Consider the following 13,821-nt stretch of genomic DNA (forward strand, 5'->3'; position numbering starts at 1 on the left):
CTACGACTGGGGGCCGCCGTCGGCCGGAGTGGGGGCCGGACGCTCGGCGGCACGGGAGGGCTCCCTGTGCGGGTGGGCTTCGATGAGTTCGTGGTCGTGGGAGAACTCCGGTTCCTGGTCCAGTTCCTCGTTGAACACCAGGAAGCGGTACGCGAAGAAGCGGACCACCGTGGCAACCAGGATGCCCGCCACACCCGCCAGGAACAGCAGGTTCTTGTCGTCGATGCCCATCCCGTACTTTGCCAGGGCGGTGAAGCCGGTGGAGATGCCGATGCCAATGCCGTTGATGAGGACGAACATGGCGAACTCGCGGAGCACGTTGGCCTGGCGGCGGTGGCGGAACGTCCAGAATCGGTTGGCCACCCAGGAGAAGACTGTGGCGACGGTGGCCCCCACGAAGCGGGCCTTCGCCTCACTGTCAGACATGGGACCGTGCATCAGGTAGTAGGTCAGCCCGTTGTCAATGACAAAGGCCACGCCGCCTACCGCACCGAACTTGGCCACCTCGCGCCAAAAGAGTGAGGCGAGCCCCCGGATACGATCTGCAAGTGCGTTAAACATGACCCTCCATGGCCGTGATGAACTGTGGGCCGCTCGGCCAAATGACTATTTTAGCCCCCAAAGCTTTGAGCCGGTGCTGTCCGGCGGCCGGCGGTTGTCCCAGCGGCGTAAAATCTCCTCCCCCTGCCGGGCCGTAAAAGCGGGATTGGGCGCCTCTTCGGTAGGCTGGCAGATGTGACTTTTCCAGTGATAGGCGTGGTTGGCGGCGGCCAGCTCGCGCGAATGATGGCCCCTGCCGCTACAGCACTCGGCTTTGAACTCCGTGTCCTCGCCGAGGGCGACGACGTTTCCGCAGTGTCGGCGGTACCCGCCACACCCGTGGGCGACTACAAGGATCTGCAGACGCTGCTGGACTTTTCCAAGGGCCTGGACGTGATGACGTTCGACCATGAGCACGTGCCAACGGACCACCTCCGTGCCCTGCAGGAGGCCGGCGTCAATGTCCAGCCCGGACCGGACGCCCTGGTCCATGCCCAGGACAAGCTGGTCATGCGTGCCGCCATCGACCGCCTGGAACTGCCCAACCCCGCCTGGGCGTCTGTGGCGGATGTCGCCGCGCTGGTCCGTTTCGGCGACGAAACCGGCTGGCCCGTCGTACTGAAGACACCTCGGGGCGGATATGACGGCAAGGGCGTGAGGATCGTGGCATCAGCAGAGGAGGCCGCGGAAGCCGAAGACTGGTTTGCCGCCATGAGTCCCCTGCTCGCTGAGGCCAAAGTCGAGTTCACCCGCGAACTCTCGGCACTGGTGGCACGCACGCCCGACGGCGAGTCGCGGGCCTGGCCGGTCGTCCACACCATCCAGGTGGACGGTGTCTGCGACGAGGTGATTGCGCCCGCAATGGACATTCCGCTGGAGGTTGCAGCCGCCGCCGAGGACGCCGCCCTGCGCATCGCCGCCGAGCTGGACGTGACCGGTGTCCTTGCCGTGGAGCTCTTCGAAACTCCGGGCAGCGGCGCTGGGTTCCTGATCAACGAACTGGCCATGCGGCCCCACAACACCGGCCACTGGACCCAGGACGGTTCCATTACCAGCCAGTTCGAACAACACCTTCGTGCCGTGCTTAACCTGCCTTTGGGTGCCACCGATGCGCTGGCCCCTGTAACCGTGATGAAGAACTTCCTGGGCGGAGACAACCAGGACCTCTACTCCGCGTACCCCATGGCACTTGCCGCCGAACCGGCCGCGAAAGTCCACTGCTACGGCAAATCCGTGCGCCCCGGACGTAAGATCGGCCACGTGAACCTGGTGGGAACCTCCCCGGCGGAAGTCGAGTCGGTGCGCCGCCGGGCCACAGCTGTTGCAGGCATCATCCGTGACGGACGGGTTAGCAGCGATGAACCGTCCGCAGTATTTGAGGAGAACGCATGAGCGCCGAAGCAACCACAGCCGCCGGTTCCGGTGCCAGTCCCCTGGTTGGCCTGGTCATGGGCTCCGACTCGGACTGGCCCGTCATGGAGGCTGCGGCAGACGCCTTGGCTGAGTTCGGCATCCCCTTTGAAGCGGACGTCGTCTCAGCCCACCGGATGCCTACCGAGATGATTCGGTACGGCCAGACCGCCCACGAACGCGGCCTGCGGGTCATCATCGCCGGCGCAGGCGGCGCCGCCCACCTGCCCGGCATGCTTGCCAGCGTCACGCCGCTGCCCGTGATCGGCGTTCCCGTTCCCCTGAAGACCCTTGACGGGATGGACTCCCTGCTGTCCATCGTCCAGATGCCGGCCGGCGTGCCGGTAGCCACCGTGTCCATTGCAGGCGCACGGAACGCCGGGCTCCTGGCTGTCAGGATGCTGGCCTCCGGCACCGACGAACTGGCCTCTTCGCTGCGCGCGGATCTCCTCGACTTCGCCGCCGACCTCAACGCGGTTGCTTCCCGCAAGGGCGCAAGCCTGCGGCAAAAAGTCAGCGAAGTCTTCCCCGGCGGTTCCAGCGCCCTTCGGGGCAGCCGTTAGGGCGGCGGGCATGGCCAGCAGCAGCAGCGTGCTCAACACCGGTGGGGGCACGGCCATGACAGACCCGGTGCGCTATCCGGTCAGTGCTTCACCGGAGGTCCGCACCAAGCGTGCCTTTGTCCTGGTCCTGTTGACACTCCTGCTTCCGGGCAGCGCACAACTCGTGGCGGGCGACCTCAAGCTGGGCCGCGCGGCCCTGCGCGTAACACTGTGCGCATGGGCGCTCCTGTTGCTGACGGTGGCCATGCTGCTGCTTAACCGGAGCCTGGTCATCACCATCCTCACCAACCCTGTTACGTCGCTGGTGCTCGTGGTCCTGCTGGCGGCGCTGGCACTCGGCTGGGCCTTCCTCTTCCTGAACACCCTGCGGCTCATCCGCCCTGTCCTGCTGGCACCGAAGGCACGCCCCGCCGTCGGCATCGCCCTGGTGCTCGCCCTGGTGGTGGGCAGCGGCTCGGTGGGCTACGCGGCCTACCTGCTCAATGTGGGCCGCAACGCGATCGGCAGCATCTTCGGTTCAGGTCCGGCCATAAAGCCCGTGGACGGCCGCTACAACTTCCTCCTGATGGGCGGCGACGCCGGCGATGACCGTACGGGACGCCGCCCGGACAGCCTCTCCGTCCTGAGTGTGGACGCCGAGACGGGGCAAACGGCCATTATTTCCGTCCCGCGCAACTTCCAGAACGCCCAATTCAGCGCCGGCTCCCCCATGCGGTCCATCTACCCTGACGGCTACAACTGCGGCGACGAGTGCCTGATCAATGCGATCAACACCGAGGTCACCAACGAGCACAAGGATCTTTACCCCGGCGTGGCAGATCCCGGTGCGCAGGCCACCCTTGAGGCAGTAGCCGGAACGTTGGGAATGGATATCCAGGCCTACGTCCTGGTGGACATGGACGGCTTCTCCAAACTTATCGACGCCATGGGCGGCATCCGGATCAAGGCCGGCGGCTGGGTCCCCATCAGCGGCGAAACGATCGATGAGGCCAACGGCATCCACGGCATGCCGCTGGGCTGGATCCCGGCGGGCGACAACACTCTCGATGGCTACCACGCCCTGTGGTACGGCCGCTCGCGCGAATTCGTGGACGACTACGCACGGATCGCACGCCAGCAGTGCGTCCAGCAGGCCATGCTCAAGCAACTGGATCCAGCCACGCTGCTGTCCAAGTTCGAGGATATTGCCGACGCCGGCACCAAGGTAGTGGACTCCAATATCTCTTCCTCCCAGCTGGGCAGCTTCCTGGACCTGGCCATCAAGGCAAAGGGCAAGGAAGCCAAGCGGCTCACCATCGGGCCGCCGGACTTCGACGCATCCTTCTCCACCACCCCGGATTTCGGGCAAATCCACGAGCGCGTGGACCAACTGCTGGCCTCGGCATCTGCCAAGGGTGCCCAGTCAGCCGGAATTCCCGACGACGTCGTGGCCGTTCCGCAGGCAGCCGCCGGTCACGTCCAGGCTGCAGGCACTGTCCCGGCCGCCCTGCCCGCCGCAGTCAAGGCGGAACAGCAGCCCTCGCCGTCGGACTTCACGCCCGTGACCACCACCCCGGACGGCGAGCCGATCACCGAGGAGATGCTGAACCAGTTCAAGCTCGAGGGCGACGAAGAGTCCATCCGCCAACTCGTGGCCACCAACGGGCAGTGCGCCCCGCTGTAGCGGAAAATCAGTCAGTGCCCGGCCCTTGGCCATCAATCCGTGGCCTGCCCGCCAGTGACCATCGATAAATGCCCAGCCACAAGGGTGCCCATCCATCAAGGAACGGAACGGTTTTGTACGAGATTGAGAACGTCCTCCGGGACTACGCCTGGGGTTCAACGACCGCCATCGCCTCGCTGCTGGGCCGCCCCGAATCGGGGCGCCCGGAGGCAGAGCTATGGATCGGGGCGCACCCGGACTCTCCGTCGGTGGCGCACCTGCCCGAGGACGGGTCCCGGAGCCCGCTCGATGCCCTGATCTCCTCCGACCCGGAGCATTTCCTCGGCGCGGAGTCCGTCGGTGCCTTTGGCCCACGGCTGCCGTTCCTGGCCAAGATCCTCGCGGCCGCGCAGCCCCTCTCCCTCCAGGTCCACCCGAGCCTGGAGCAGGCGCGGGACGGGTTCGCACGGGAAAACGAGGCCGGAATCGATCCGCACGCGGCGGACCGGAACTACAAGGATGACAACCACAAGCCGGAGATGATCTTCGCCCTCACGCCGTTCGAGGCGCTGTGCGGGTTCCGCCTTCCAGCGGAAACCCGGAAGATCCTGCAGCACGTTGCAGCTGCCTTCCCTGACACCGGGCAGATCCCGCAACTGCTTCAAGCGCTTGTCGAAGACCTCGACGCCCCGGATGAGGGCGCGGGACTCCGGCGGGCCTTCGAACGGCTGATCATGGGCGGGCAGGACGTGGCAGACGAAACTGCCCTGGTGGTGGCGGCCTTGGTATCCGGGGCTCCGCTCGAGCCGTACGAGGCAGAACTGCGCACCGCCATCAGCCTCAACGAAAAGTACCCCGGTGATCCGGGAGTCCTGATCTCGCTGCTGCTGAACCGCATCTCACTCAAGCCGGGCGAGGCGGTGTATCTTCCTGCCGGAAACGTGCACGCGTACCTGCACGGGCTGGGCGTGGAGGTCATGGCCTCCTCGGACAACGTCCTGCGCGGCGGCCTGACGCCCAAGCACGTGGATGTGCCCGAACTCCTGCACACCATCGACTTCCGTCCTGTGGCCGTACCGATGCTGGCTGCCGAAAAGACGGTGATGGACCAGGAGCTCTTCCGTCCGCCGTTCCGGGAGTTCCAGCTGCAGCGCATCGAGCTGGGGCCGGACGCCGGCCCCGTTCCGCTGGTGCAGGCCGGCCCGGCCGTGGTCATCGTGGTGGCGGGTGACGTGTACCTGGATTCCCCCAAGGGAGACCTGGAGCTGTCGCGGGGCGGCAGCGCATTCATCGCCGCGGCGGAAGCCCCCATCAACGTCCACCGCGCGGCGGGCAGTGAGGGGACGGCGCTTGCCTTTGCGGTGACCACCGGCCTTTAGCCGCCCGGCCTCAACATCAAAGGGCGACGGCGGCACCCGCCCGGGTGCCGCCGTCGCCCTCCTGATGTGCCCAGTCAGTTGCCCGGGCGCAGTTTCCGGACCAGCGGCAGGACCCGCCCGGCCGCGGTCTTCAGCAACTGCCGACCCTGCTGGAGCCCTTTACGCGCCAGCGGCATGGCCGTTGAGTAGGCGGGGTAGAGCGGCGACAGGGGCTTGTCCCAGGTGCCCAGCAGCATGTTTTCGTGCTTGGCGAACTGCTTTTTGAAGTCGGAAATGCCGTCGTTGAGCAGGCCGTTGAAATCGTACCGGCTGCAGCCGTCCTCGCGCATTGCCTGCAGGGCCGCCCACTTCACGCCGTAGTTCACGCGCTGCTTCTGGCCTTCGGCGGACACTCCGCCGTAGAGTTCGAACGCGGTGGCACCGCTGCGGGACAGCCAGGTGAAGGCCAGCATCTGCTCGCCGTCGAACGCGGCAATGATCGGCGAGGCGTCACCGAGGTTCTTGAAGATGTCGCGGTAGTACTGGTCCTCGTGGATGCCGAAGCCGGCCCGCGCCGCGGTGTCGTGGTAGATGGCCAGCACCTGCTCCAGCTCGGAGTCGTTCTTGACCTTGCGGAATTCCACGTCGCTGCGCATGGCCTTGCGGATGTTCGCCCGGGTGGACTTGGACATCTCTGCCATCAACTCGTCGTCGGACCGGGTGAGGTCCAGGATGAGTGTGCGCGGGATAAGGACGGTGTTGGCCGACTCGCGGAAGCCTGCGGCGGCGACAGCGCCGCCGAAGGCGGAGTCCTTGTCCCAGTCGGGCTCGATGCTGAGGGCCACTCCCCTGTGGCGGAGGGCAGCGTGCTCGGCCAGCCGGTTGAGGACCACCTGTGCATTCTCCGCGGAGCACATGGGGCCCCGCGGAATGTAAACCAGTGCCCGGAAGGGAACGGGCAGCCTGCGGACCAGCAGCTGGGCGGCGCCGATGGTTTCCTCCCCGGCCTTGACCAGGACCCTGTCCACGGACCAGCCGTGCATGGCCTTGGTCTCGCCCCAGCCCCACAGCTGTTGCGGATGCCCCTGGAACCGGTCGACATTTTCGTCCCAAAGGGCGCGGTCAGTACAGGGAACAACAGCAGGAATCATGGCTTAAACCCTATACCAAGGCGTTAACGGCAAAGCCCCGGTGCGCACGCGGCGCCCCGGGGCCTGACATCCTGCAGTGGCCGTGGATCAGCTCTTGCGGGCGTAGCCTTCCCACTTGTCGGCGCGGTGCTCGCCGTCGACGAAACGGATGGTGCCGGACTTGGAGCGCATGACGATGGACTGGGTGAGGACCTTGTCCTTGGAGTAGCGGACGCCCTTGAGCAGGTCTCCGTCCGTGATGCCGGTGGCGGCGAAGTAGCAGTTGTCGCTGGAGACCAGGTCGTTGGTGGAAAGCACGCGGTCGAGGTCGTGGCCGGCGTCGATGGCCTTCTGCTTTTCTTCATCGCTGGTGGGCCAGAGACGGCCCTGGATCACGCCGCCCAGGGACTTTATGGCGCAGGCGGCCACGATGCCCTCGGGGGTGCCGCCGATGCCCATCAGCGCATCCACACCGGTGCCGGAGCGGGCAGCGGCGATGGCGCCGGCCACGTCGCCGTCCATGATGAACTTGGTGCGCGCACCGGCTTCGCGGATTTCCTCCACCAGCGGCTTGTGGCGGTCGCGGTCAAGGATCATCACGTTGAGCTGGTTGACCTTCACGCCCTTGGCCTTGGCGATCAGGTGCAGGTTCTGCTTGACCGGCAGGCGCAGGTCCACCATGTCCGCGGCCTCGGGACCCGTGACGAGCTTTTCCATGTAGAACACAGCGGAGGGATCGAACATGGAGCCGCGCTCGGCAACGGCCAGCACAGCCAGGGCGTTGTTGATGCCCAGGGCGGTCAGGCGGGTACCGTCGATGGGGTCGACTGCCACGTCGCATTCGGGGCCGGTGCCGTCGCCAACGCGCTCACCGTTGAACAGCATGGGGGCTTCGTCCTTTTCGCCCTCACCGATCACCACGACACCGTTGAAGTGGACGGTCTGCAGGAAGGAACGCATGGCATCGACGGCCGCGCCGTCGGCGGTGTTCTTGTCGCCAAAACCCACCCAGTGGCCGCCGGCGATGGCCGCTGCCTCGGTGACGCGGACAAGCTCAAGGGCGAGGTTGCGGTCCGGCTCGTCGTGGCCCACCGCAAGGGACGGTGAAATCGTGGAGTACTTCTGGGTCATGGACGCTGGTGACACGTGAACCTCTTCTTCGAGTGGCGATCATTGAACCCGCCCGCCGGTGCAGCAGGACGGTGATTCCTCTGCTATCGATCATAGTCGCGGCACCGCTCCGCGGGCGGCCCATGACGCAACCACGCAATGTGCACTGCGGCTACCGCCGTGGCCCAGGCCAGGGCCGAATGGAAGTACGGCTCCGGGATGGGCGACTATAGAGGGGTGAATGACATGCAGGAAGCCACCAGTCCCAGCTCCGGCCAGGAACAGCCCGATGCACGTTCCGGCCCCGCCGGCAGCAGTGCGGACGCCCCGGTTAAGCCCGTCATTCCGGCGGCCGCCGCCAAGCGGGCGAACGCCTCGGTGATCGGCATGATCATTGCCCTGGTGCTCAGCATTGCGGCGTTCCTGCCTGTTGTCCTCATGAATCCCCAGCCCAAGGGCGATGGCTACCGGCCGGACATCGACGTTGCATCGGTGGCACGGAACGCAGCGGATGTGGCAGGATTCACACCCGTCGCCCCTGATACCGGCAACGCCTTCCGCGCCAACTACGCCCGGTGGGAAGCCGGCACCGGCAGCGGCGTGCCTACCTGGGAGGTGGGCTACCTGACCCCCAAAACGTCCTTCATCGGTTTGGTGCAGACCAGGAACTCCAACCCCACCTGGCTCCTCCAGCAGACCAAAAACGCCCCCGTCACCGGCTCGCGGAATGCCGGCGGCCGGGAATGGGAACTGCGCGACACCGGCAAGGGTGAGAAATCCATGGTGCTGAATTACCGGGGCAGCACCGTCATCCTGTCCGGCGCGGCGCAACTGGACGAATTCGCAACCCTGGCCGCCGCCGTCGTCACCTCCCTTGAGAGCAGCCCCGCCGTCACAGTTTCACCCTCGGCGGCCCCCACGCCGTAAGGTGGGGCCGTGACGACTAACCTGACCCCTGCACTGGCCTGGCGCCGCCTGCGCGAAGGCAACGAACGTTTCGTAAACGGCGAGTCCTCCCATCCGAACCAGAATGCTTCGCGACGATCATCACTCGTGGAGACGCAGAATCCCTTCGCGGTGATCTTCGGCTGCTCTGATTCCCGGCTCGCGGCAGAAATCATCTTCGACGTCGGCCTGGGCGACGTTTTCGTAGTCCGCACCGCCGGACAGGTCATCGATGACGCCGTCCTGGGCTCCCTCGAGTACAGCGTCGGCGTGCTGAACGTGCCGCTGATTGTCATCCTTGGGCACGACAGCTGCGGCGCAGTCACGGCCACCAGGGATGCCGTGGAGACCGGCGAGATGCCGGCAGGATTCATCCGTGACCTCGTGGAGCGCATCACGCCCTCCGTGCTGACGTCCCTGCGAAATAACCAGCCCGAGGTCAACGACATGGTGGTGGAGCACGTCAAGCAGACGGCGCAGCGCCTTGCGGACAGCTCGCGTGTGATTTCCGACGCAATCGAAGGCGGCCGCACCGCCGTCGTCGGCCTTTCCTACCGGCTGGCTGAGGGCCGCGCGGACCTTGTTTCCGGAATCGGCGAGCTTTAGGACCCCTATGCCGGCGGCCCAGCGGGCCGCCGGCAATGCTCCCTTAACGGTTTTCGATGGGGCACCGGATCGCCATAAGCTAGCCCCATGACTTCCACTGAAGAGTTCCGCATTGAACATGACACGATGGGCGAAGTCCGCGTCCCCGTGAACGCACTGTACCGCGCGCAGACGCAGCGGGCAGTGGAGAACTTCCCCATTTCCGGCAAGACCCTTGAGCGCACGCACATCGAGGCGCTGGCCCGGGTCAAGAAGGCTGCTGCCCAGGCCAACGCAGAACTGGGCGTGCTCGACGGCGAGCTGGCCAAGGCGATTGCAGACGCTGCCGACGAGGTGGCTGCCGGCAAGTACGACGGCGACTTCCCCATCGACGTCTTCCAGACCGGTTCCGGCACGTCCTCGAACATGAACACCAACGAGGTCATTGCCGAACTGGCCACCCGTGCACTGAAGACCGCCGGCAGCGACAAGGTTGTCCACCCCAACGACCACGTCAACGCCTCGCAGTCCTCCAACGACGTGTTCCCCACGTCCGTGCATGTGGCGGCCACCTCCGCGCTGATCAACGACCTCATCCCCGCCCTTGACTACCTGGCCGGCTCACTGGAGCGCAAGGCCGCGGAGTTCAAGGACGTGGTGAAGTCCGGCCGCACCCACCTCATGGACGCCACCCCTGTGACCCTGGGCCAGGAGTTCGGCGGCTACGCTGCGCAGGTCCGTTACGGCATCGAGCGCATCAACGCCTCACTCCCCCGTGTTGCCGAGGTTCCGCTGGGCGGCACCGCCGTGGGCACCGGCATCAACACGCCGGCCGGTTTCCCGGAGCGCGTTATCGAACTGCTTGCCACGGATACCGGCCTGCCGCTGACCGAGGCCCGGGACCACTTCGAGGCACAGGCCAACCGCGACGGCCTGATCGAGGCGTCCAGCCAGCTGCGCAACATCGCCATCTCGTTCATGAAGATCAACAATGACCTTCGCTGGATGGGTTCCGGCCCCAACACCGGCCTGGGCGAAATCGCCATCCCCGACCTGCAGCCGGGCTCGTCCATCATGCCCGGCAAGGTCAACCCGGTCATCTGCGAGGCGTCCATCATGGTGGCCGCCCAGGTCATCGGCAACGACACCGCCATCGCCTGGTCCGGCACCAACGGTGCATTCGAGCTCAACGTGGGCATCCCGGTCATGGCGGCCAACCTGCTCGAGTCCATCCGCCTGCTGGCCAACACCAGCCGGGTCATGGCGGACAAGATGATCGACGGCATCACCGCCAACGTGGAGCGCGCCCGCTTCCTGGCCGAGGCTTCCCCGTCCATCGTCACTCCGCTGAACAAGTACATCGGCTACGAGAACGCCGCCAAGATCGCCAAGACCGCCGTCAAGGAGGGCCTGACCATCCGCCAGGCCACCGAGAAGCTCGGCTTCGTCGGCGAGGGCGAGGGCAAGGTCTCCGAGGCCGACCTCGAGAAGGCGCTGGACGTCACCACCATGACGGCCCCGGCCCACAAGGCATAGTCCACACCACCTCCTGGACGCCCGACGGCGGCCGGCACCTTTCGCACGAAAGGGACCGGCCGCCGTCGTACTTTACGCTTCGCCTCCCGGGACCAAAATAAATTTGCACTAATCTCATAATGATGCAAAACTTCACTCTGTGGATGAAAGTGCAACTTCGGAGTCCGGGCTGAGGCAGCGCAAACGTGCCGCTACCCGGGGTGCCATCACGGCAACGGCCAGGGCGCTCACAGCCGAGCGTGGCCTCAACGGCTATACCGTGGAGGAAGTGTGCGAGGCCGCCGGCATTTCGCGACGCACTTTCTTCAACTACTTCCCCACCAAGGAAGACGCCATCATCGGCCACGCCGAGGACGACATCCCGGCCGATGTGATCGACGACTTCGTTGCCGGCGGCGCGGACTCCCCCGCCGGCGAAATCTCCCCCACGCTCTTCCGCGACCTCGTCCGGCTCTCCCTCCGCCTGGCAGAGGGCATGTCGGCCTCCGAAGAGGAAACCCGGCAGCTCATTGGCGTAGTCCACAAGGAACCCCAGCTGATCCTGCGGATCATCGGCGTGACGGAGCAGCGGGAAGCCCAGTTCGCCAGGGACGTCGCCCGCCGCGAAGGGCTGGCCCCGGACCACCCCGTGGTGCAAATGGCCGTGGTGCTGCTCAGCACCATCGCCCGTAAGAGCAGCATGGCCTACTTCTCCGACGGCAACACCCGCAGCTATACCGACCTGCTGCTGGAGAACATCTCCGCAGCCAGCGTTCTTTTTTCCCAACCGTTCGATATTCCGGACACCACCGCCGCAAAAGGACAATCATGAGTACCGCCACCACCAGGACGGCCGCGGGGCCCCTGCTGCTCACGCAAAAACGCATCTGGATCATCTTCTCCGCCTTGATTGCGGGCATGCTCCTCTCCAGCCTGGACCAGACCATCGTCTCCACCGCCATGCCCACCATCGTGGGCAAACTGGGCGGCGTGGAACACCAGGCCTGGATCACCACTGCCTACCTGCTGGCCACCACCATCGTGATGCCCATCTACGGCAAGTTCGGTGACATCCTGGGCCGGCGCAACCTCTTCCTGGTGGCCATCGCACTCTTCACCCTGGCCTCCGTTGGCTGCGCACTGGCCACCGACTTCTGGGGCTTCGTCATCTTCCGCGCCATCCAGGGCCTCGGCGGCGGCGGGCTCATGATCCTTTCCCAGGCGATCATTGCCGATATCGTTCCCGCCAAGGAGCGCGGGAAATACATGGGACCCCTAGGCGCCATCTTCGGCCTCTCCGCCGTGGCCGGTCCGCTGCTGGGCGGCTTCTTCGTGGACCACCTCACCTGGGAGTGGGCCTTCTACATCAACATCCCGGTGGGGCTTGCAGCGTTCGCCATCGCCTGGTTCGCCCTGACCCTGCCCAACAAAAAGGCCGAAAAGCGGATCGACATCCTGGGCGTGGTGCTGCTGTCCGCGGCCACCACGTGCCTGATCTTCTTCACCGACTTTGGCGGCAAGAAGGATGAGGGCTGGGATTCACCCCTCACGTGGGCGTTTGGAGCCGGCCTGCTGGTTTCTGCGGCCGCATTCGTGATGGTGGAGCGCCGCGCCGAGGATCCCATCATTCCCCTGAGCCTGTTCCGGAACCGGATCTTCATCAATGCCACCGCCATCGGCTTCACCCTGGGCCTGGGCATGTTCTCCGCCATCGCGTTCGTCCCCACCTTCCTGCAGATGTCCTCCGGAACCTCCGCAGCCGAATCCGGCCTGCTGATGCTCCCGATGATGGCAGGCCTCATGGGCACGTCCATCTACTCCGGCATCCGGATCTCCAAGACCGGCAAGTACAAGATGTTTCCCATCCTGGGCGCCGTACTCACCCTGGCGGCCATGCTGTGGATGACCACGCTCGCGGCCAGCACCCCCATCTGGGTTATCTGCGTCCAGCTGTTCGTCTTCGGAGCAGGCCTTGGGCTGATCATGCAGGTGGTGGTCCTGGTGGTCCAGAACTCGGTGCCGGCTGACCAGATCGGCACCGCCACCAGCACGAACAACTACTTCCGCGAAGTGGGCGCCGCCATGGGCGTGGCAGTGTTCGGCTCCATCTTCACCACCCGTCTTTCCGAGGCGCTGACCAACGCCTTCACGGGGGCAGGGGCTTCGGCCGAGCAGGCCGGACAGTCCACCCGGACCCTGGATCCGCAGGCGCTGAGCCAGCTCCCGGAACAGCTGCGGGACGCCATCGTGAACGCCTATGCCGATTCGCTGGCACCGGTGTTCTGGTACCTGCTGCCGTTCATCGCGGTGGCGCTGCTCCTGGCGGTCACGCTGAAGCAGATCCCGCTCTCGGATACCGCCGGAATGGTGGCACGCGGCGAGGCTGTGGGTGGAGAGGAAGCCGAGCGGCTGGCAGCCGGCCTGTCCGGCGCAGCTGCGCACGGGCACGGCGCCGCAGGTACCGGCGCCGCTGTGAAGGACGACGACGGCGAGCTGGTGTCGCCGGGCCGCTGACCGCCGTCGAGCGCCTGGCTTTTAGGGCTCGAAGTGGACGGCGGCGGAGGGCACCAGCGCCTGGCGGATGCTGGTGAGGTGGCCGGGCATGAGGTCGGGTAGTTCATCCGGGCTGAACCAGCCAACGGCAAGGGATTCGTCGTCGTTGACCCTTGCCTCCCCGGAGACGTAGCGGCACAGGAACACCACGTCCAGGAATTCGCAGATGTCGCCGTTGGGGTAGGTGACTGGCCCAACGGCACCCACCGACACCACCCGTTCCGCTTCCGCCACCACGGCTGTTTCCTCGAAGATCTCCCGAATCAGGCCACGGGCAGGCTGCTCCCCCGGGTCCAGCATGCCGCTGATGAGCGCCCATTGCCGGTTGTCTGCACGCTGGGCCAGCAGGATCCTGCCGGCGTCGTCGATCACGACACCCCGGACCCCGGGGACCCAGAGGGGATCGTTGCCGATCTTTTCGCGCAGCTTCAGGACGTATTCAGGTGCAGGCATACCGCCAGCCTACCGAA

The 13,821-nt window shown here is 65.8% G+C and carries 13 protein-coding genes; 9 read left to right on the top strand and 4 right to left on the bottom strand.

The genetic code is table 11. The features are described from left to right. Positions 1–561 carry a GtrA family protein gene (locus tag ACR65K_RS08280; RefSeq protein WP_440152198.1) on the bottom strand — a complete coding sequence of 187 codons (561 nt, stop codon included), beginning with the start codon at positions 559–561 and terminating at the stop codon, positions 1–3. 174 nt (positions 562–735) lie between these two features. Here ACR65K_RS08280 and ACR65K_RS08285 point away from each other — a divergent pair, with 174 nt between their 5' ends. From ACR65K_RS08285 to manA, 4 genes are all read left to right on the top strand, one after another. Beyond that, complete coding sequence (locus tag ACR65K_RS08285; protein WP_440152200.1) at positions 736–1,932, top strand: 5-(carboxyamino)imidazole ribonucleotide synthase; 1,197 nt, start codon at positions 736–738, stop codon at positions 1,930–1,932. Beyond that, the gene (purE, locus tag ACR65K_RS08290) at positions 1,929–2,513 is read left to right on the top strand and encodes a 5-(carboxyamino)imidazole ribonucleotide mutase (protein ID WP_142030651.1); all 585 of its coding nucleotides are present in this window, start codon (positions 1,929–1,931) and stop codon (positions 2,511–2,513) included. Before ACR65K_RS08285 ends, purE begins: the two co-directional genes overlap by 4 nt. Positions 2,514–2,523: 10 nt before the next feature. Beyond that, a complete protein-coding gene (locus tag ACR65K_RS08295; RefSeq protein WP_440152202.1) occupies positions 2,524–4,176 on the top strand; it encodes an LCP family protein in 1,653 nt (550 codons plus the stop codon). Positions 4,177–4,289: 113 nt separating this feature from the next. Then, positions 4,290–5,534 (top strand): mannose-6-phosphate isomerase, class I, encoded by a 1,245-nt coding sequence (manA, locus tag ACR65K_RS08300; protein ID WP_440152204.1) that lies wholly within the window; start codon positions 4,290–4,292, stop codon positions 5,532–5,534. A gap of 74 nt (positions 5,535–5,608) precedes the next feature. Here the strand turns inward: manA and ACR65K_RS08305 are convergent, their stop codons facing one another. Together ACR65K_RS08305 and glpX are read right to left on the bottom strand one after the other, a co-directional pair. Next, positions 5,609–6,664, bottom strand: a complete 1,056-nt coding sequence (locus ACR65K_RS08305) for a lipid II:glycine glycyltransferase FemX (protein WP_440152205.1) — start codon at positions 6,662–6,664, stop codon at positions 5,609–5,611. 87 nt (positions 6,665–6,751) lie between these two features. After that, positions 6,752–7,774 (bottom strand): class II fructose-bisphosphatase, encoded by a 1,023-nt coding sequence (glpX, locus tag ACR65K_RS08310; protein ID WP_181422425.1) that lies wholly within the window; start codon positions 7,772–7,774, stop codon positions 6,752–6,754. A 138-nt stretch (positions 7,775–7,912) separates the two neighbouring features. Between glpX and ACR65K_RS08315 the strand changes: the two genes are divergently transcribed. The 5 genes from ACR65K_RS08315 (at position 7,913) to ACR65K_RS08335 (ending at position 13,312) form a co-directional block, all read left to right on the top strand. Continuing rightward, entirely contained in the window at positions 7,913–8,680 is a 768-nt protein-coding gene (locus tag ACR65K_RS08315) for a DUF4245 domain-containing protein (protein ID WP_440152207.1), read from the top strand. Between the two features lie 9 nt (positions 8,681–8,689). Next, on the top strand, positions 8,690–9,304 hold the full coding sequence (locus tag ACR65K_RS08320) for a carbonic anhydrase (RefSeq protein WP_440152209.1): 615 nt from the start codon (positions 8,690–8,692) through the stop codon (positions 9,302–9,304). Between the two features lie 87 nt (positions 9,305–9,391). After that, positions 9,392–10,819: a class II fumarate hydratase gene (locus tag ACR65K_RS08325; RefSeq protein WP_440152211.1), complete on the top strand. Its 1,428-nt coding sequence runs from the start codon at positions 9,392–9,394 to the stop codon at positions 10,817–10,819. Positions 10,820–10,958: 139 nt separating this feature from the next. After that, positions 10,959–11,630 carry a TetR/AcrR family transcriptional regulator gene (locus tag ACR65K_RS08330; protein ID WP_440152213.1) on the top strand — a complete coding sequence of 224 codons (672 nt, stop codon included), beginning with the start codon at positions 10,959–10,961 and terminating at the stop codon, positions 11,628–11,630. Next, positions 11,627–13,312, top strand: a complete 1,686-nt coding sequence (locus ACR65K_RS08335) for an MDR family MFS transporter (RefSeq protein ID WP_440152215.1) — start codon at positions 11,627–11,629, stop codon at positions 13,310–13,312. Before ACR65K_RS08330 ends, ACR65K_RS08335 begins: the two co-directional genes overlap by 4 nt. Positions 13,313–13,333: 21 nt before the next feature. On the opposite strand, the gene ACR65K_RS08340 is transcribed toward ACR65K_RS08335, so the two are convergent. Continuing rightward, the gene (locus tag ACR65K_RS08340) at positions 13,334–13,804 is read right to left on the bottom strand and encodes an NUDIX hydrolase (RefSeq protein ID WP_440152216.1); all 471 of its coding nucleotides are present in this window, start codon (positions 13,802–13,804) and stop codon (positions 13,334–13,336) included. Positions 13,805–13,821 lie beyond the last annotated feature (17 nt).

It is taken from the genome of Arthrobacter sp. SAFR-179 (assembly GCF_059414945.1).